The following is a 19,921-nucleotide window of genomic DNA, read 5'->3' as shown; positions in this document are numbered from 1 at the left end:
GATGAGCACCATGTATAAGGATATTAAAGTCGACCCAGCTCAGCTTGAAGCCGCGTTAGAGGCGCGTTTAAAAATCCGTGCAGGTTTTGATAAACCGACAGCAGGCATGGCTGCGGGCATGACGCAAGTCAACATGATTTCGGTGCCAAAAGAGTGGGCATATGACTTTTTACTCTATGCACACCGTAACCCGCAAAGCTGTCCAGTGCTCGATGTGCTCGAAGAGGGCATTTATGCAACTAAGCTTGCCGCAGACTCAGACATTCGAACTGACTTTCCGCGTTATCGCATTTGGAAAGATGGCCAAATGGTCGATGAAGTGACCGATGCAAGAGAAATTTATAACGCTCATCCAGATTTGGTGACTTTCTTAATTGGCTGTAGTTTTTCGTTTGAAACAGCTTTGCAAGAAGCGGGCATTGAAGTTCGCCACATTCATGACGACACCAATGTGCCGATGTATTTGAGCAATATAAAGTGCGAACCAGCAGGCCGTATTTCAGGAAATATGGTGGTTTCAATGCGACCAATTCCATCGCATCAAATTAGTGAGGCGGTAAAAATTACAGCACGTATGCCGAGTGTACATGGCGCGCCTGTACATATTGGTCACCCTGAAAGCTTAGGCATTAAGGATGTAAATAAGCCAGACTTTGGTGATGCTTCCCGTATTGAAGCGGGTGAAATTCCAGTGTTTTGGGCATGTGGGGTAACACCGCAAGCAGCAGTGATGAACTCGAAAATTCCTTTTGCCATTAGTCATGCACCGGGCTACATGTTTGTTACCGATATTCCTGACCGCGCTTGGATGAGCTAAATAGCTAAAGAAGAATTAAAAGGATAAGCAAATGCGTTTTTTATCGGTAAACGCCGATTGTTTTCTAATTGAGCTTGCGAGCTTAGAAGAAACTTTGGCGTTGTACAATAAATTGCAAAATACGCAATTGAATGGAATTAAAGACTTAGTCCCCGCTGCAAAAACAATTTTGGTTTTCTTTAACGAGATCGAAACCAACTTTAAAACACTGGTTACTTCAATTCAGAGCCTTAAAATTGATTCTGGATTTGAGCGTAGCAGCCAAGAAGTGATTGTGCCGATTTGCTATAACGGCGAAGACCTTGCTCAAGTTGCAGAGTTACAAGGGCTGACTGTTGCAGATGTGATTAGAAAACATCACCAAAGTGTGTGGAATGTGGCTTTTATTGGTTTTGCGCCGGGCTTTGCTTATATGAGCAGTCCCGATAAGCCTTTTACCGATATTCCACGCTTAACGGTTCCTCGTAAAAAAATACAGTCAGGTTCTTTGGGCTTGGCTGGAAAATACTCTGGTATTTACCCAAAAGACAGTCCGGGTGGCTGGCAGCTGATCGGGACAACATCAGAAAAAATGTGGGATTTAGAGCGTAAAAACCCTGCGTTACTGTTACCGGGCATGACCGTACATTTCGAGGATGTTACGCATCAGCCTACAACCGTAAATGTACCGCAGCAAATTACTCGTACAGTTGAGCCGAAACAATCTGTGCCACTATTTACGATCACTGCGCCAAGTTTACAGATGCTTATTCAAGATGAAGGGCGCCTAAACCAAACTAATATTGGAGTTGGCGTGGCGGGTGCAATGGACTTATCTGCCATGCATAGTGCTAACCGTATTGTAGGTAACCCAACCGATACACCTGTCATTGAAGTTTTAAATGGCGGCCTAAAAGCCAAAATGCAGCATGCAGGCGTTATTGCGGTTGCTGGGGCTATTTCAAACATTCGTGTGAAATTTGCTGACGGGCAAACCGCAGACTTTGCAAGCCATCAACCGATTGATCTGGATGAAGGCGATGAATTTCAAATTCAGCCACCGACCGCAGGTTTAAGAAACTATCTAGCAGTTCGTGGTGGTATAGACGTTGAACCAGTACTCAATAGTGCCTCGTTTGACAGCTTGGCAGTGTTAGGTCCAGAACCTTTAAAGCTTGGAGATACCATTTACCAAGGGCAGGTAAAGGCAACCAATATTAGCGTAAATGAAGTGGGCAAAAGTGACTTACCGCGAGCTGACGAAGTCGTTGAGCTAGATATTGTGATGGGCCCACGTACAGACTGGTTTGAACAAGACAGTATTGAACTGCTCTGTCAGCAAGAGTGGCTGGGAACCAATGAAAGCAACCGCGTCGGGCTAAGACTTTCAGGTGAACAGCCTCTAACTCGCAAAATTACCCATGAACTGGAAAGTGAAGGTACGTGTATTGGCGCTTTGCAGATTCCACCGAGTGGTCAGCCCGTTTTGTTTATGAATGATCACCCTTTAACGGGCGGATATCCGGTCATTGGCTCTGTTGCTAAACACCATTGGGACTTGGTGGCACAGATTCCAGCAGGTTGCCGCATCAAATTTAAAAAAATTGCCGAATTTACAGATTTTGAGAATGAATGATGAATACAGAAAAATTATTGATTGCTAACCGTGGTGAAATTGCCGTTCGTATTATTCATGCTTGCCGTGATATGGGAATTTCATCAGTCGCGTTATATGCAGATGACGATATTGGCAGCATGCATGTCGAACTTGCAGATGAAGCATGGGGCTTGACTGGTGCGACTGCCAGTGAAACCTATTTAAATATTCCAGCCATTATTGAAGTTGCAAAAAAATCAAAAGCGACCATGGTGCATCCAGGTTATGGCTTTTTATCTGAACGTGCTGAATTTGCCCAAGCCGTGATTGATGCGGGCTTAAAATGGGTAGGGCCATCACCAAGTGCTATTGAAAAACTAGGCGATAAAATCGAAGCACGTAAAATTGCTGCTTCAGTCGGTGCGCCTTTGGTTCAGGGTACGCAAGATCCACTCAATAATGCAGATGAAGCTTTAGAGTTTGCCAAACAATACGGTTTACCAATTGCCATTAAGGCGGCGTTTGGTGGCGGTGGCCGTGGCTTAAAAGTTGCGTGGAAACTCGAAGAAGTCAAAGAGCTTTATGAGTCGGCGGTACGTGAAGCAAAAGCTGCCTTTGGCCGTGGTGAATGTTTTGTCGAGCAATATTTAGATAAACCGCGCCATGTAGAAGCGCAAGTGATTGCGGATCAGCATGGCAATATTGTTGTACTTGGTACACGTGATTGTTCATTGCAACGCCGTAACCAAAAATTAGTCGAAGAAGCACCAGCACCATTCATTAGCGATGAGATTTATCAGCAAATTTTAACCTCGGCAAAAAATATTTGTCAGGCTGCAAACTATGTGGGTGCAGGTACAGTTGAATATTTACTCAGTCGTGATGGCAAGCTTTCATTCTTAGAAGTAAACACACGCTTGCAAGTTGAGCACCCAGTGACTGAAGAAACCTCAAAAGTCGATTTGGTGGTGGAACAAATTCGCGTGGCACAAGGTGAAGAGCTTTCTATTAAAGAAACACCAAAAGCACAAGGCCATGCCATTGAGTTTCGTATTAATGCTGAAGACCCAGCACGTGGTTTTATTCCAGCCTTTGGTGTATTGAGTTTATTTGAAGCGCCGTTTGGTAACGGTGTACGAGTAGATACAGGTGTTCGCACTGGGTCATTAGTGTCTAGCCATTTTGACTCACTCATGGCAAAGCTAATTGTGACTGGTCCAACCCGCGAAGTTGCAATTGCTCGCGCTAAACGTGCTTTAAAACAATTTAAAATTGAAGGCGTAGCTTCAGTTTTAGATTTTCACCGCGCGGTACTTAATGAACCTGACTTTACAGATGAATTTAATGTACACACGCGCTGGATTGAAAATGACTTTAAACAAGAATTAAAGCCAACCAAACGTGGCATTCCAAACCATCAACAGCCAATGCTACTCAGCTACATTGAAATTGATGGCAAGTTACACCGTTTAGGTTTACCTGCGGGTATGTTTGCACAAGGCCCAGCAACTGCAGCTCCAGCCCAAACAGCCTCGCCAGAAGTAAGTGCCGAGCATTTACTTGCTCCAATTAATGGTGTGATTAGCGCTTGGAAAGTCGAAAATGGTGAGCAAGTCACCGAAGGCCAAGTGGTTGCCATTATGGAAGCCATGAAAATGGAAGTACAGGTACTGGCACACCGCAGTGGCGTTATTCAGATTGGCGCAGAGAAGGGCGCGACCTGTCATGCAGAAACCGTGATTGCGAGTATTAATTAAGTTTTGAATAGATGATTTGGCCCGATTAAGTGTTGGTTTGATTGGGTCAAATCGAATGCTTATTTATTCACTCAGTCAGCTATTTTCGCAGTACTCGTTAACCATTTTCAGCTTGAAAATCAGCCCTAATTGTGAGATATTTATCACAGTTTAGTGATATGAAAATTAATCACTGTATTGAAAGCTCGCTTATGCGGGCTTTAATTTTTAGCCCAGTTTAAGCATTTCTCACTTAATGAGCTGGCAGCATAAAAATAATTTGAGAATTTGGCATCCACTCAAAGGCGAATTGAAGAAAGCGAATGAAAATTCTACCTTCATCTGAATATGATCAAATTCTAAAATACAGTGTCTATTGGCTCGTCATCTCAATTGTGATTGGAGTCGTAGCAGGGGTGGGATCGACTTTAATTTTTGTCGCTTTTGATATTTCAAACAAAGTTCGAAGTCTGCATCACTGGCTCATCTACTTTTTACCTTTTGTGGGTTTTGGTATTGGTTATCTGATTAAAAAATATGGATCACCGATTGAACGGGGAACGCATTTACTAATTGATGAAATTCACCAGCCTAAGTCGTTTATTCCAAAACGAATGAGCCCTATCATTTTTATTACCTCAATTTTAACGCAGTTAGTTGGTGGTTCGGCAGGGCGTGAGGCCCCAGCGGTTCAGCTTTCAGGTGCCTTAATTGACCACTTAAGCCATATATTAAAAGTCTCGGAAGATAACCGAAAAATCTGTTTAATCGCCAGTATTGGTGCAGGCTTTGCAGGGGTGTTTGGCTTGCCTCTAGCGGGTGCAATCTATGGTTTAGAAATTACGGCTTTAGGTAATTTAAGATACTCAGCTATTTTTCCGTGTTTTGTGTCGGCTCTGATTGCATCGGCCATCCCTGAGCTATTTGATATTGTTCATCCACATATTTTTTATGTGATTAATGAGTTCCCAGCCATTCATTTTGGCACGCTCATGAACTTAATTGTGGCAGGTCTGATCTTTGGTTTAGTCGCGCGTTTCTTTATTGCGGCCATCCATTTTGCGAGTGACGTCTTTTATAAGTATGTGCGTTATTTGCCATTAAGAACGATGGTGGGTGGTATTGTCATTATGCTACTTACTTTGTTCACTGCACATCAGCAATACAACGGTTTGGGTACAGATAAAATCATTTCATCTTTTTATGTGCCGATTGAGTTTTACGACTTTTTTAACAAGACTATTTTTACTGCCATCACTCTAGGTTCAGGTTTTAAAGGTGGTGAAATTACGCCGTTGTTTTATGTAGGTGCGACATTAGGTAATGCTTTAGGCGCAGTTTTAAATCTGCCAATTTCATTGCTTGCAGGATTAGGTTTAGTAAGTCTGTTTTCAGGGGCGAGTAAGGCACCGTTGACCTCTATTATTTTAGCTGTTGAGCTATTTGGAATGAATGTTGCCACTTACGCCATTATTACTTGTTTGTTGGCAGCGCTATTTTCTGGGAATTGTGGGTTGTATCGCCGTAAAAAGTTGATGGATTAATAAGTGGTTTCTAGGTAGGGTTTGATTGGGCTTTGGCTCAATTGTGCTTGAGGATTTATGCTAAAATTCATTCAATATATTTATCATCACAAGCAATTTAATATTTATTATGTTTTTTATTTTAAGAAAAAAACTTCAAAAAATCGGCATTATTTTAGTAGCAATCAACTTATTAGCTTGTAGCCATCAACCAGATTTTAAAGATATTTCGCAGTTAGCAGAAAGAGGCGATGCAGGAGCTCAAGCAAAACTTGGTGAATTATATGTAGAGGGGGAAGTTGTTCCTCAAGATTATAAAAAGGCATTTGAATGGTATAGCAAAGCTGCTAATCAAGGAAATGCAGAGGCACAGAATAATTTGGGAGCAATGTATGCTCTTGGGCAAGGGATAGAGCAGAATTATAAAAAAGCATTCGAATGGTATAGTAAAGCTGCTGAACAAGGGGAAGTAAAAGCACAAAGTAATTTAGGTGCATATTACGCAAATGGTGATGGTGGAGTTAAAAACTATCAGAAAGCCTTTGAGTGGTTTAGCAAAGCTGCTGCACAAGATAATGCCGAAGCTAAATACTCTTTGGGCATACTTTATGAAGAAGGTTATGGAGTAACCCAAGATTATAAAAAAGCATTTGATTGGTATAGCAAAGCTGCTGCACAAAATTATACCGATGCGCAAAATAATCTTGCAGCACTTTATGCACAAGGTAAGGGCGTAGAGCTAAATAATAAAAAAGCCTTTGAGTTATATAGCAAAGCGGCTGAGCAAGGAAATGAAAAAGCACAAAATAACTTGGGGGCGATATATGCTCTTGGGATAGGTGTAAATCAAGATTATAAGAAAGCATTCGAATGGTATAGCAAAGCTGCTCAACAGGAAAATGATGAAGCACAATTTACTGTAGGGATGATGTACTACAAAGGTGAGGGTATACAGCAAAACAATGAATTAGCCGAAAAGTGGCTAAGAAAAGCGGCGGAAAATGGCAATAAGGATGCTTTATCGCTATTTGAAGAATAGTTCTATAGAAGTTTGTAATATAAAAATAAGATTTTTAAGTAAGAAGTGATAGAGATACTTTATGAAAAATAAGCCGTGGATTGAAGAAAATGACCCTTTAAAAGAATATTATGGTTTATTGGATGGTAACGAGCTAAGTAGTTTTTTAATTTTATTTAGTAAGTGGAATAAAAATGATTACGCATTAGAATCCGATATTGGTCAAGTTAAGACTGGAATTCAATTATTAGATTTCTTCGACTATTCTAATGAAAGTTGTCCTCTATCCTTATTTGAGAATTTATGCTCAATAATGGGAGGAGAGATTGAGAAGTTATACTGGATTCCTCTTAGTAATAACGAAGATATTATCTTTCAAGATTTTTCTCCTCTTATGATTGCTAAAACTTCGATTACAAAAGAAATGCTTGATTGTGTAAGTCGTTCATTTATGCAGATGTTAAATGGAGGATATATGTTTATTGATAGTAATTGTAGATTTGTAGGAGTAGTTATAGATGGATATTACATGCAGGTCTATATGAAAAAAGATTTCATGGATGATGTAATGAAGCCGTATATAAAGAATTGGGAAAAGATAGATGAATTTTTAGATCCATTATTAATAAAAGATTTAATTGATCGAGTACATAGGATTTCAAGATAGATAGTATGCCAAGAGCATAATATTTAAGAAAATAAATAATAAAGAAACTAACTTATTTCCCCTAACTTTTTAACGATCTATTTTAATACGATTGTCATTTCCCACGCTTGACGTCAACAATAGCGAATACTATCCTTTGCGTGCTGGCCACATTGCCAGTTGGTTTTAGCAGACCATCAGCCAAAGTACACGAAAAAGTAGTAACTTTTTTGTGGAAATCCCTGCGTGCCCCCTCTGCGGCGGAACGGGAGGGGGACACCTTCGGGTGTGCTGGATTCTTTGGCTCCAGTCTGCTAACCCTCTTTCGTTTCGCCACCATTATTTAGCAGTAATGCGGTGAAACTTCTTTTATAGCCAAAGGAGTCCGCTATGCGTACTAATTCTTCTCAATTTTTGGCCTTTGCCAAACTCTCTCTAGCCATACCGCTTAAACAGTCTAAAAATCGGTTTAATCGACTCTAGGTTTTTACGCCTAAACATCGTTACGACTAAAACATAGCAACAATAAATCTGAGATAGGCGAGCACACCATTTTTTGTGCCGCTTTTGCATGCCTGTTTTTAACACTCAATTTAAGAGTGACGGCATTTCTATCTCTTTTACATACAACAAAAAATTATTTTAAGCGGTATATATGAAAAATTTAGAATCTTCCTTTCGAGTGTTGCGAACGCTTCACACGGCAACAGATTTATTTAAACAATATGGATTTCATAAGGTCGGGGTCGACCGAATTATTGCAGAAGCTCAAACCTCAAAAGCTACTTTTTATAATGCTTTTCACTCAAAAGAAAGACTCATTGAGAGGTGTCTCATTTTTCAAAAAGATGCCCTCAAAGACAAGGTAATTTCGATTCTCTATTCTTACAATGAACTTATGGTGCTCGATAAACTTAAGCAGATTTACCTTCTACATACCAATTTAAATGGCCTTTATTATTTGCTCTTTAAGGCAATATTTGAAATTAAAACGCTCTATCCAATGGCTTATCGCATTGCGATTGAATATAGAACTTGGCTTGTAAATGAAATTTATAAACTGCTTTTAACAGTCAAAACTGAGGCTTCAGTTGACGATGCACGGATGTTTTTGTTTGTAGTGGATGGGGGAATGATTCAGCTTTTAAGTAAAAACCAGACAGGTGAGCAAGACAAGTTAGTAGAATATTTTTTATTAATGATGTCTTAGAGATAGCCCCAATAATCATCAAAATAAAAAGCCCGTGATTGGGCTTTTTATTTTTGGTGTGGCGATTAAAACTTAAGTTTTTTAAGCCCACGACTCACACCATTTTGTAGGGCGGCTTTAATAATAGGGCCAATAAATGGTACGCGGCCTTTAAAGCTAATGGTGTAATCCAAACGAGTTCGATTATTTCCCAAGTCAGTAAATTTCATGACACCACGGTGACCTTTAATTGGGCTAATGCCGCTCGTAATTGCATATTCAATCAGTTCATTTTCTTTATAGACTAAATTGGTTTCTACAAATGAAGGGGTCAATGGAATAGACATTTTGCGCGCAGAGCCAACACCATTACGAGCGTCTTTTCCGTTGCTAATGCGAGTCACTTTAGCAGGAGCGAAAAGTTTACTTAGGTTTTCATGCTCACTTAAGGTTGCAAAGACTTTGTCTACGGGTGCATCAAATTCTTGTACGATGTTGATTTTTTGAGTTTTTAACATCTTATTCCCTCTAGAAATTATTTTGACATTGGTAATTGTCAGAATTTGGATGTTAGCACGCTTTGGGCAATGGGGGAATTCTTCTTCGTCGGAGTTATCTTAAGTCCGAAAAAAGCATTACGATAAATCTACAATGCTTTTTGGCCTTTTCTTAATTTTTTAAAGAAGGGCTGAATCACAGACCAGTTGGTTGAAACCCAGCAAATAAAGGAACCAGCCGTCACCATTGCTGTTCCTTGCCAAAAGCTCATCGATAATTGAGTTTGTAAAACAAACATCGCCAAAATAGACGAAATGATCGGGGTGAAATAAGAGGCCACCACAAGCACGGTAATGTTTCCATGAATGATGCCAATGTTCCAAGCAGCATAACCAAAACCCATGGCAGCAGATGCCACTAAAAGGGCCATGACTGTTGGAATATCCATTGAAGGAATAGCGAATTGCCCCGACACAAGCAGCTTGAACCATAGAGTGAGCGCGACACCAACAAAGAAAATGGAAATTGGATTTTGCCCATTACTTAATTTTTTGGTGAGTACACAGTAAAAAGCCCAAATGATGGCACCTGTAAATGCCAAAATATAGCTCAGTGGGTTGCTATGAAAATTATCGACAAGACTATTTAGACTAAAATCACCGCTTCCAGTTTGAATAAAAATAATGCCGAAAATTGAAAGCATTAGACCTAAAATAATAAGGAAATTAAACTTTAATTCCTTAAAAATAACGAAAGCTAAAACCGTTAAACTCGGCCACAGATAGTTAACAATACTAATTTCAATTGCCTGCCTTGCTGTCTGAGAACAAGCAATCGCAAATGAAAAGCACACCTCATAAGCCACGAACAGAATTGTGCCAAATATTAAGTATTTTTTAGAGATCTGCTTAAAATCTGGAACTTTGAAAATGGCAAGCAACAGTAGCGCACTTAAAGAATAAATAAAGGTAACACCTAGCTCAGGCCCAATGGCGGCACTGACTTGTTTCATTAAGCCGACCAGAGATGCCCACATGAGAATGGCGCTTAAACCAATCAATGTTGCTAGATTTTTTGACATAAAATTCAATAAATAACGATTAAAAAATGGTAAAAGATGAGGTTGTACTAATGAAAGGAATCAATTTTCAAGCTAAGGAATATAGGACAAATTATATAAAATATAAACAATTAAATTTATTGATTGGTTGAATCTGCTATGTTTATTTAGCATTCAATTGAGTAACGAAATTTCGAATAAAACAACATTCTTACGAGGAAAATATGGAAGTCATTAAAACGGTTGGTGTTGTTGGAGCAGGTGTAATAGGTGCAAGTTGGACTGCCTTATTTTTATATAAAGGATTTAAAGTTAAGGTTTACGACCCTTATCCGATAGATGAAGCGGTCTTTAAAAAAAGAATTTCTGCAAATTTAAATGATTTATTGGCTTTATGCCAAAACGCGGAACACACATATTCTCAGCAAGATGTACTGCTTCATCTGGAAATTTTTAATCATTTAAAAGATGCGGTTTCAGATGTAGATTTTATTCAAGAAAATGCCCCAGAACGTCTGGATGTAAAACAACAGCTATATCAAGAAATCACAGCATATTGTCCTGAACATACCATTATTGCTTCAAGCTCATCGGGCTTAAAAGTGTCTGATTTTCAAAAAGAGGCGCAACATCCTGAACGTATTTTATTAGGTCATCCTTTTAATCCGCCTCATCTCTTACCTTTGGTCGAGATCATTGGCGGTAATTTAACTGATCCTCAAATTTTAAAACAGGCTTCTGAGTTCTATAAACAGTTGGGCAAGAATCCAATTGTTTTAAATAAAGAAGTAAAAGGGCATGTCGCAAACCGTTTGCAGGCTGCGCTATGGCGAGAAGCTTTTTCATTAGTTGAACAAGGCGTGTGCTCTGCCGAAGATGTCGATGTCGCGATTACCAGTGGGCCGGGTTTAAGATGGGCGCTCTTTGGCCCCTACATTAATATGCAGCTTGCCAACCAAAAGGGCTTTAAAGAAGCAATTCATCATTTAGGCCCACCAATGACAGAATGGTGGAACGATATGCACGCATTTCAACATTCAGACGAGACAACAGAGTTATTGGAAGCACAAACCAATCAGCTATTAACACAATATAAAGATATCGATTTATATGAAACCAGAGATAAAGGTCTGGTCGATATCTTAAAGCTCAGACAACAACTTAAGTTAGATTAATTCAAAATATTAGAATAGAGCCAATCATTTTATTGCAGAGATGATAGGCTTTTTTTGTTGGGGTAAATAACAAAAATATTCCTAGCTGAAAACAATCCTATATTCAATAAATGTTACTGAAATTCCTATCGCGTTGCATTTGAACTATATGCCTTACGTGAAAAGTAAGAATCGTTGCAAACCGTAAAGAAAGCCTCCTCATAATCAAAGGACATGATAGAAAATAGAGGAATAACAATATGCGCGCTCTAACTTACCACGGTGCCGAAGATGTTCGAGTAGAAACAGTAGCAGACCCTATTATTCAAGAACCAGATGACATTATTTTACGCGTGACTGCCACAGCGATATGTGGCTCTGATTTACATTTATATCGAGGCAAAATCCCTAGAACCGAACAGGGTGATATCTTTGGGCACGAATTTATGGGTGTGGTTGAAGAGGTCGGTCCAGCTGTCACCGCAGTCAAAAAGGGGGACCGTGTCATTGTTCCTTTTGTGATTGCCTGTGGTGAATGTTTCTTTTGCCAACTTGATCTAACGGCTGCTTGCGAAACTACGAATACAGGGCGCGGCGCGATTATTAATAAAAAGCAGATTCCACCAGGTGCGGCTTTATTTGGCTATAGTCATCTTTACGGCGGTGTACCGGGCGGGCAAGCGGAATATGTGCGTGTGCCAAAAGCCAATAAAGGCCCTTTTAAAGTGCCAACTTCACTGTCAGATGAAAAAGTACTTTTCTTGACCGATATTTTCCCCCCCGCTTGGCAAGCCGTGACCAATGCCCAAGTGAAGCGTGGCTCAACCGTTGCAATTTATGGTGCTGGTCCAGTCGGACTGTTAAGCGCTGCTTGTGCCAAGATGCTCGGTGCTGAAAAGATATTTATGGTCGATCACAATGACTATCGATTGAACTATGCAGCGGCAACATACGGTGCCATTCCAGTGAATTTTGACGAAGTCGATGCGGCCGAATTTATTATTCAACATACCGACAATTACCGCGGTGTCGATGCGGTGATTGATGCCATTGGTTTCGAGGCGAAAGGCAGTGTGATTGAAACAGTTCTAACTAATTTAAAGCTTGAAGGTTCAAGTGGTGCAGCACTGCGTCAATGTATTGCCGCGGTTCGCCGTGGTGGTGTGGTGAGTGTACCGGGTGTATATGCAGGCCCGATTCATGGTTTCTTATTTGGCGATGCTTTTGATAAAGGACTGACTTTTAAAATGGGCCAAACCCATGTGCATCAATATTTGCCGCAACTCTTAGAATTGATTGAGCGTGGTGAATTAACACCTGAAACGATTATTACCCACCGAATGAAATTAGAAGATGCCGCAGAGGGATATCGCATTTTTAATGAAAGAGAAGAGGACTGTCGTAAGGTGATTCTGCTTCCTTAACATTCTCAATCTTATAATTCATTCTTAAGCCTCTTAGTGAAAGGGGCTTTTTTATTTTGAAATGCACAACTTTTAGTGCAGCTTTTTATTTTGTGTTTTAAATCGCACTCAAATTGCCCAATCTTAGTATTACTTTTAATCAAAAACGTAATACTAATCTGGCATGCCCTTTGCATAGTCTTAAGCAATCAAAAGTGATCTAGGGTTCCGATACTTCACGTATGTCTGGACCGAGAGTTCACGGTTCCTAGCGAACTACACGGAGGGATAAAAGCCCGGGAGGAAGTCTAAAACTATCCGACAGGAGTAGCTATGAACACTGCAAGTTATCATAACAATCAGGCGATTTGGACCGAACTTTTACCCGGCGGACATCACTGGTCGGGTCGTATTCAAAAAGGAACTATTCTTAGATTTACATCGCTAGGCGTTCAGGCAAATGTTTCTTTGTTTTGTGTAAATGCTGCCGATGTGCTTGAACGTTTTAACATGCCCGACAGTTTAAAAGGGCAACACACCGCCTATTTAAAAGCTTCTAATGTGCTGTACTCAGACCTAGGCCGTGTGATGGCTTCCATTGTTCATGATGATCATGGCTGGAACGATGCGCTTTGTGGCCCAAGCCGACCTGAGCAAATTGAAAAGCAATTTGGTGCGCGTACATTTCAAGATGCCCGCAATGATATGTACCAAAACGGCTTAGACAGTTTACTCATTGAAATGTGTAAATACGGACTTGCCAGCCAAGACCTGAGTGCTACGGTTAACCTATTTTCTAAAGTTGTGCCAGATGAAAATGGCGCTTTGTCATATGTCAGTTCTGACAATACTGATCAAACCATTGAACTGCGTTTTGAAATGGATTGCTTGATATTTTTATCTGCCGCACCGCACGGTTTAGACACCAGCCCAAGCTATCAACCTGCCGATATTCAACTCAGTCTATTTAAAGCCAATTCACTAACAGACAGCGATATTTGTCGTGATGCGTGTTCACAAAATCAGCGTGCGTTTCAAAACACAGCCCGCTACTACGCGCTTAGCAATATTTAAATCAGGAGAAGCATCATGACAGTTTTACAATCATTTGAAAAAGCAGTTTTAAATGAAGTTTGTCCTGCGGGTGAAGCGTGGATGTGTGAGGTTAAAAAGGGCCAATATTTTCGAATTATTGACCTTGAGGGAAACCAAGCGGTCGATACTTTGTTTATGAGTGCTGAAAACCCAACTGAGCGTTATAGCGCAATGGACACGTTGGCCATCAACCAACAAATCTATTTAGAAAAGGGCACCAAGCTCTATAGTAACTTTGGCCGTCCAATTGCGGTTATTCATGATGATAACTGTGGTCGCCATGACACTATTGGCGGGGCTTGTTCATGTGAAAGTAATACGGTTCGTTATGCACATGAAACGTATCCCATGCATAGTTGCCGTAACAACTTTATGTATGCCTTGGCAAAACACCCGATTGCAAAAAAGCATGGTTTAAATGTCCGTCATATCGGTCCAAACATTAACTTTTTTATGAATGTGCCTGTGACACCAGACGGTCAGCTTAAATTTGATGATGGAATTTCAGGTCCGGGGAAATATGTCGAAGTTCGGGCAGAAATGGATTTAATTGTTTTAATTTCTAATTGCCCCCAGCTAAACAACCCATGTAATGCCTATAACCCAACCAAAATTCAACTGGTTGTCCGTGAAGCGGAAGGGGTGTAAGCATGTTTAAAAAAGTTCTAATTGCTAACCGCGGTGCAATTGCCTGCCGCGTCATTCGCACCCTTAAAAAACTCGGGATCGCTTCGGTTGCAGTTTATTCTGAGGCCGACCGTGATTCATTACACGTGACTTTGGCCGATGAAGCTTTCTTGATTGGACCTGCACCTGCGCATCAAAGTTATTTAAATATTGAAAAAATCCTTGAAGTAGCAAAACAGTCGGGAGCAGAAGCCATTCACCCTGGTTATGGTTTTTTGTCTGAAAATGCCGAGTTTTGTGATTTATGTGAAAGCCAAGGTATCGCTTTTATTGGTCCAACTTCAAGCCAAATGCTCGATTTTGGTTTAAAACATACCGCGCGTGAGCTGGCTATTAAAAGTAAAGTACCTTTACTTCCGGGTAGCTCATTACTTGCCGATGAAGCTGAGGCCTTGTTTGAGGCAGCTCGTATTGGCTATCCAGTCATGCTGAAAAGTACTGCGGGCGGTGGTGGTATTGGCATGCGTTTGGTCTGGAACGAAACCGAGTTAAAAGATGCCTATCAAACAGTGTCTTATTTAGCGCAGGTCAATTTTAAAGATGCAGGTTTATATTTAGAAAAATTTGTACAGCATGCACGCCACATCGAAGTACAAATTTTTGGTGATGGGCAAGGACAAGTTTTAGCATTGGGTGAGCGTGATTGTTCCGTGCAACGCCGTAATCAAAAGGTGATTGAAGAAACACCCGCGCCACACTTAAATGAACAGCAACGCGACTATCTTCAAAAAGTTGCGATTCAACTGATGCAGTCGGTGAACTACCGCTCGGCAGGCACGGTTGAGTTTGTTATGGACACCGAAACCCAAGAATTTTATTTCTTAGAGGTCAACACCCGTTTGCAAGTCGAGCACGGTGTGACTGAACAAGTGTTTGGTGTCGACTTAGTCGAGTGGATGGTTACCCTGGCAAGCGGTGACTGGTCAGCACCAACTGAAAAGTTAGAGCCAACAGGACATTCGATTCAGGTTCGTCTTTATGCCGAAGACCCGATTAAACAGTTCCAACCGAGTGCAGGTCTACTCACACATGTTAAATTTGATTCGCAAGCACGAGTCGAAACATGGGTAGAAACAGGGTCAACGGTGTCGTCTTTTTATGACCCCATGATTGCCAAAATCATTGTAACTGCTGCAACACGTGACCAAGCCATACAGGCAATGAGTGCTAGTCTTGCCAACACGCAAGTCGCAGGCATTGAAACCAATTTGGAATATTTACAGAATATTATTGCTTGCGATGTGTTTGCTTTAGGTACTCAAACCACTCGATTTTTAAATACCTTTGAATGGAAAACTCAAAAAATTGAGGTGTTGCAGGCTGGCATTCAAACTGCCATTCAAGACGTAACAGGTCGATTAGGTTATTGGGATGTTGGTGTGCCGCCATCAGGTGCCATCGACCCACTCAGTTTAACTGTAGCAAATCAGCTTTTAGCCAATGAACCAAATACCGCAGGTCTTGAATGCACCTTGCAAGGGCCGACCTTAAAGTTTCACTGCGACAGCCAAATTGTCATTACAGGCGGTGATATGCTTTCAAAACTTGATGGCGAACTGGTGCCGATGTGGCAAACCATTAATGTGAAAAAAGGCCAAGTTTTAAAATGTGGGCTTATCCGTTCAGGTTGCCGTAGCTATATAGGTGTGAAAGGTGGTTTTGATGTTCCTGAGTATTTAGGGTCACAGGCGACTTTCACTTTAGGGCAGTTTGGTGGACACGCAGGTCGTAATTTATTAATTGGCGATATGCTGTCAATTACTGAATATTCTACTCAATCGACTACAGCTTTAGCTCAAGCGCAAATTCCTAGCTTTACCCAAAACTGGGAAATTGCCGTCATGTATGGACCTCATGGCGCACCAGATTTTTTCACCAAACAAGATATTGATAACTTCTTTGCCAATGAGTTTGAAATTCACTATAACTCAAGCCGTACAGGCATTCGCTTAATTGGACCAAAACCTGAGTGGGCACGTGAAGACGGCGGTGAGGCAGGCTTACATCCTTCCAATATTCATGACAATGCTTATGCCATTGGCGCAATTGATTTTACGGGCGATATGCCAATTATTTTGGGTCCAGATGGTCCGAGCTTAGGTGGCTTTGTCTGTCCTGCGGTAGTGATTCATTCCGAGCTTTGGAAAATCGGGCAGCTAAAAGCAGGCGATAAAGTCAAATTTGTACCCGTGAGTTATGCGCAAGCAAAAGCACTCGATCAAAAATATCATCAAAGCTTAACTGCGACCGATACAACTCAGATCAATTTTAATCCAGCTATTCAAGCAGAACCCGACACTTTAAAAGATGCGGTTTTGGCCACTTTAGAAGGTGAAGCTGACTTACCAAGCGTGACCTATCGACCAGCAGGAAATAGCTATTTATTGGTGGAATATGGCGAGTTGGTACTCGACCTAAACTTACGCTTCCGTATTCATGCGCTCATGCAATGGGTCAAAGATCAAAACATTCGGGGCATTATCGACTTAACACCAGGCATTCGTTCACTACAAATTCATTTTGATTCAATCCAGCTCGATCAAGTTGAACTTTTACAGAAACTTCAACAAGCAGAAGCCGAATTACCTGACATTCAAAATATGCAGGTGCCTTCACGGACGGTCTATTTGCCTTTGGCTTGGGAAGATTCTCAAACTCAACTCGCCACCGAGCGCTATACGCAAATTGTTCGTCCAGATGCGCCGTGGTGCCCAGACAACGTCGAGTTTATACGCCGTATTAATGGCTTAGCTTCAAAGCAAGCGGTTAAAGATATGGTCTATAGTGCAAACTATTTGGTGATGGGTTTAGGCGATGTGTATTTAGGTGCACCCGTTGCAACGCCGCTCGACCCACGCCAACGTTTAGTCACCACAAAATATAATCCGGCACGAACTTGGACACCTGAAAATGCGGTCGGCATTGGAGGTGCTTATATGTGTGTGTACGGTATGGAAGGACCGGGTGGTTACCAGTTTGTTGGCCGTACTACTCAAATGTGGAGTCGTTATCGTAAAAATGCCGACTTCGAAGATGGCAAACCGTGGTTATTACGCTTTTTTGACCAAGTGAAGTTTTATGAAGTTTCTGAGACTGAACTTCTACAAATGCGTGAAGACTTTAAGGCAGGTCGTCTACAACTTCGCATTGAAGATGGTGTGCTTAACTTAAAAGAATACAACGAGTTTTTAAAAACACACCAAGACAGTATTCAAGCCTTTAAAGACATGCAACAAGCTAACTTTGAGGCTGAGCGCCGCCGTTGGCACGAAGCGGGCTTACAAGAATATATCTCTGAAAGCCTAGATGCTGTTGATGAAGGTGAAACCGTGGTGATCCCTGAAGGCGGCTGTGCAGTTGAATCGCACATGCCGGGGTCAATCTGGAAAATTGAATGTGCATCAGGAGATATAGTTGAAGAAGGTGCAACCCTTGCAGTAATTGAAGCAATGAAAATTGAAATTCCGATTATTGCTCCGGAACGCATGAAAGTAGAAACCATTACCATTGAAAAAGGGCAAACCGTAAAAACAGGACAAGTGCTATTTACTTTGGCACCAGTCGCTTAAACCTAAAAAAGAGAGCATCCATATTGATGCTCTCTTTAAACTTTATGCTTCGGTCAAATGCTTTAATACTTTATGACCATGTTCAACAGCTTCTAATTTAATTTTCGACTCTGGATTACCTGATAAAGGCGAAACGTCATAAAGCAAGTAGGTGGCGCTTAACTGCATTTGTGTATATTGAATTGAATATTGAACCGCTTTTAAAAAGCTATCGATTAAGTTTTCTTGGTCGTTCACCATGTTGGCTTCTGTTTGGCCGACCGTCATACTAATAATGACTTTTTTATCTTTTAATTTGTCGCCTTGAGAGCCATAAGCAAACTGATAAGTAAAAACTTCATCAAACCATAATTTCAAAATTGCCGGCATATTAAACCAGAACATTGGATATTGCAGAATGATGGTGTCATGGCGTAGCAACGCTTCTTGTTCAGCGCTGACGTCAATTTTATAGTCTGGATAAAGCTGGAAAATATCTCGGACTTCAAGGTCCGGATAGGTTTTTATAAGTTCATTCACTATCGTTTTATTTGCAATTGATTGAGTGTAGTAGGGATGGGCCAAAATAAGTAAAGCCATAATAATGCCTTGTAGCTATAAAAATCATAGTCACTATAATTTTTATAGTATGGGTGTACAATAACTATCAAAGTTGATAGGTGGCGTTAAAAATGGCGAATACTAAAAATAAATGTGAAATCACCATGAATGGAAAAACCTATCCATGTCATATCAGTATGGCTATGGATTTGGTGGGTGGGAAATGGAAAGGCGTTATTTTGTATTATCTAAAAGATGGGCCAAAACGTTTTAATGAAATCAATCAATTAATGCCAACCATCACAGAAATGACCTTAAGCCTTCAACTTAAACAATTAGAGCAAAGTGGTTTAATCTCCAGAACCGTTTATGGTGAAAAAGCACCGATTAAAGTGGTTTATGAAATGACCGAATTAGGTCAATCTTTTAAACCTGTTTTAGAGTCTTTATCGGTATGGGCACATACAATGATTAATCAGTCATAAGATTAAAGACAAAATTCAATTATTGAATAGATTCGACTCTGTGAATGATATTTAATATGATACTTCAAGAACAAAAATGGAATTATTATGAAAAGAATTTTATTACTAATATTTATGTTTTTTTATTTACTTACTCCGACTTATGCTCAAGAAGTAAAATATAAAAATATTGTAGTTAATTTAAAAGATCAGTGGGATATTAGCAAAGGTCAAAATGAAGAGCTAATTGCAATAAAACAAGCGAGTAAACAGGCAATTATAATTTCAATATATTATCCCAAAGGTATAGAAGAGGGTATGCAATATCTGGTTGCTTCGCTACAAATTCCGAAACAAGGACTAGTAAAAATGAAAGGGGTAACATTGGTTAATGAGGATATTAATATTCCATTGAGTAGTGGTATGAATTATCAAGCTAATGTATTTACAACCAACTTTGATAAACGTTTTCTTATCAGTGCTTCATCAGGTACTAATGCTGGAGTTATCTTAGTGACATATGAAGGCGAAGGTAATGATACAAATAAAGCGATTAATGATTTTAAAATTTTAATAAATAATATAAAAATAGAGGCTCCTAAAGATGGATTCCTTTTTAATCAGAATGATTTATTGAAACATAACTAAGGATTAAAAGAGATAGCCCCATCCCTGTGCATGGGGCTTTTTTTTGCCCAAAAATCACTCATAAATACCCGTAAAGCCCATCAAAACGACACTTAAAAACTGGCACATTTTCTGCATCTCTTATCAGTAATACAAAAACTGAATTTGGTAATACCAAGCTAGAGGTGTGATATGAACGATGTAAAACCTGTGGTTCAACCAAAGCCAACTTTAAAAGCCCTTTTAGTCGAATTGCTTAGCGTACGTGCAGGCGTATATATCAAGCAAAACAATCAGCCGCCTAAAACAAAAGGATAAG

General features: G+C 40.3%; 18 protein-coding genes and 1 riboswitch. Of the genes, 15 read left to right on the top strand and 3 right to left on the bottom strand.

Annotated elements, in window-relative coordinates; translation table 11 throughout:
• The first annotated feature begins 1 nt into the window (after nucleotide 1).
• From J663_RS13790 to J663_RS13755, 7 genes are all read left to right on the top strand, one after another.
• Nucleotides 2-817 (top strand): putative hydro-lyase, encoded by an 816-nt coding sequence (locus J663_RS13790; RefSeq protein ID WP_081404759.1) that lies wholly within the window; start codon nucleotides 2-4, stop codon nucleotides 815-817.
• A gap of 31 nt (nucleotides 818-848) precedes the next feature.
• Entirely contained in the window at nucleotides 849-2,432 is a 1,584-nt protein-coding gene (locus tag J663_RS13785; RefSeq protein ID WP_033850421.1) for an urea amidolyase family protein, read from the top strand.
• Nucleotides 2,432-4,150, top strand: coding sequence for an acetyl/propionyl/methylcrotonyl-CoA carboxylase subunit alpha (locus tag J663_RS13780; RefSeq protein WP_033850420.1), 1,719 nt, complete (start codon nucleotides 2,432-2,434; stop codon nucleotides 4,148-4,150). The genes J663_RS13785 and J663_RS13780 overlap by 1 nt, the downstream gene beginning before the upstream one ends.
• Nucleotides 4,151-4,452: 302 nt before the next feature.
• Entirely contained in the window at nucleotides 4,453-5,673 is a 1,221-nt protein-coding gene (locus J663_RS13775) for a chloride channel protein (protein WP_033850418.1), read from the top strand.
• 109 nt (nucleotides 5,674-5,782) lie between these two features.
• Nucleotides 5,783-6,691: an SEL1-like repeat protein gene (locus J663_RS13770; RefSeq protein WP_033850417.1), complete on the top strand. Its 909-nt coding sequence runs from the start codon at nucleotides 5,783-5,785 to the stop codon at nucleotides 6,689-6,691.
• 61 nt (nucleotides 6,692-6,752) lie between these two features.
• Nucleotides 6,753-7,337: a hypothetical protein gene (locus J663_RS13765; RefSeq protein ID WP_033850415.1), complete on the top strand. Its 585-nt coding sequence runs from the start codon at nucleotides 6,753-6,755 to the stop codon at nucleotides 7,335-7,337.
• 634 nt (nucleotides 7,338-7,971) lie between these two features.
• Entirely contained in the window at nucleotides 7,972-8,526 is a 555-nt protein-coding gene (locus J663_RS13755) for a TetR/AcrR family transcriptional regulator (protein ID WP_017402873.1), read from the top strand.
• A gap of 65 nt (nucleotides 8,527-8,591) precedes the next feature.
• On the opposite strand, the gene J663_RS13750 is transcribed toward J663_RS13755, so the two are convergent.
• On the bottom strand, nucleotides 8,592-9,023 hold the full coding sequence (locus J663_RS13750; protein WP_002114206.1) for an SRPBCC family protein: 432 nt from the start codon (nucleotides 9,021-9,023) through the stop codon (nucleotides 8,592-8,594).
• Between the two features lie 128 nt (nucleotides 9,024-9,151).
• Nucleotides 9,152-10,084 carry an aromatic amino acid DMT transporter YddG gene (gene yddG / locus J663_RS13745; RefSeq protein WP_033850411.1) on the bottom strand — a complete coding sequence of 311 codons (933 nt, stop codon included), beginning with the start codon at nucleotides 10,082-10,084 and terminating at the stop codon, nucleotides 9,152-9,154.
• A gap of 203 nt (nucleotides 10,085-10,287) precedes the next feature.
• On the opposite strand from yddG, the gene J663_RS13740 reads away from it, so the two are divergent.
• The 5 genes from J663_RS13740 to uca all read left to right on the top strand — a co-directional run bounded on the left by J663_RS13740 (nucleotide 10,288) and on the right by uca (nucleotide 17,971).
• Nucleotides 10,288-11,238: a 3-hydroxyacyl-CoA dehydrogenase NAD-binding domain-containing protein gene (locus tag J663_RS13740; protein ID WP_033850408.1), complete on the top strand. Its 951-nt coding sequence runs from the start codon at nucleotides 10,288-10,290 to the stop codon at nucleotides 11,236-11,238.
• Between the two features lie 239 nt (nucleotides 11,239-11,477).
• The gene (locus J663_RS13735; protein WP_032049156.1) at nucleotides 11,478-12,641 is read left to right on the top strand and encodes a zinc-dependent alcohol dehydrogenase; all 1,164 of its coding nucleotides are present in this window, start codon (nucleotides 11,478-11,480) and stop codon (nucleotides 12,639-12,641) included.
• Between the two features lie 188 nt (nucleotides 12,642-12,829).
• Nucleotides 12,830-12,925, top strand: a riboswitch (guanidine-I (ykkC/yxkD leader).
• A gap of 28 nt (nucleotides 12,926-12,953) precedes the next feature.
• Nucleotides 12,954-13,694 (top strand): urea amidolyase associated protein UAAP1, encoded by a 741-nt coding sequence (locus J663_RS13730; RefSeq protein ID WP_033850405.1) that lies wholly within the window; start codon nucleotides 12,954-12,956, stop codon nucleotides 13,692-13,694.
• 15 nt (nucleotides 13,695-13,709) lie between these two features.
• Nucleotides 13,710-14,363, top strand: a complete 654-nt coding sequence (locus tag J663_RS13725) for an urea amidolyase associated protein UAAP2 (RefSeq protein WP_000217380.1) — start codon at nucleotides 13,710-13,712, stop codon at nucleotides 14,361-14,363.
• Between the two features lie 2 nt (nucleotides 14,364-14,365).
• The gene (gene uca / locus J663_RS13720; protein ID WP_033850402.1) at nucleotides 14,366-17,971 is read left to right on the top strand and encodes an urea carboxylase; all 3,606 of its coding nucleotides are present in this window, start codon (nucleotides 14,366-14,368) and stop codon (nucleotides 17,969-17,971) included.
• Nucleotides 17,972-18,013: 42 nt separating this feature from the next.
• Here uca and J663_RS13715 read toward each other — a convergent pair whose 3' ends face one another.
• Nucleotides 18,014-18,550: an NAD(P)H-dependent oxidoreductase gene (locus J663_RS13715; RefSeq protein ID WP_017386469.1), complete on the bottom strand. Its 537-nt coding sequence runs from the start codon at nucleotides 18,548-18,550 to the stop codon at nucleotides 18,014-18,016.
• 92 nt (nucleotides 18,551-18,642) lie between these two features.
• On the opposite strand from J663_RS13715, the gene J663_RS13710 reads away from it, so the two are divergent.
• The 3 genes from J663_RS13710 to J663_RS19045 all read left to right on the top strand — a co-directional run bounded on the left by J663_RS13710 (nucleotide 18,643) and on the right by J663_RS19045 (nucleotide 19,920).
• Nucleotides 18,643-18,996: a winged helix-turn-helix transcriptional regulator gene (locus J663_RS13710; RefSeq protein WP_033850401.1), complete on the top strand. Its 354-nt coding sequence runs from the start codon at nucleotides 18,643-18,645 to the stop codon at nucleotides 18,994-18,996.
• Between the two features lie 87 nt (nucleotides 18,997-19,083).
• The gene (locus J663_RS13705) at nucleotides 19,084-19,623 is read left to right on the top strand and encodes a hypothetical protein (RefSeq protein WP_033850400.1); all 540 of its coding nucleotides are present in this window, start codon (nucleotides 19,084-19,086) and stop codon (nucleotides 19,621-19,623) included.
• 171 nt (nucleotides 19,624-19,794) lie between these two features.
• Nucleotides 19,795-19,920, top strand: coding sequence for a hypothetical protein (locus tag J663_RS19045; protein WP_033850399.1), 126 nt, complete (start codon nucleotides 19,795-19,797; stop codon nucleotides 19,918-19,920).
• Nucleotide 19,921 lies beyond the last annotated feature (1 nt).

This window comes from Acinetobacter sp. 826659 (assembly GCF_000588515.1).
Lineage (GTDB): Bacteria > Pseudomonadota > Gammaproteobacteria > Pseudomonadales > Moraxellaceae > Acinetobacter > Acinetobacter pittii.
Note: the sequence above shows the minus strand (reverse complement) of the source record. Positions and strands in the feature narration are given on the sequence as shown.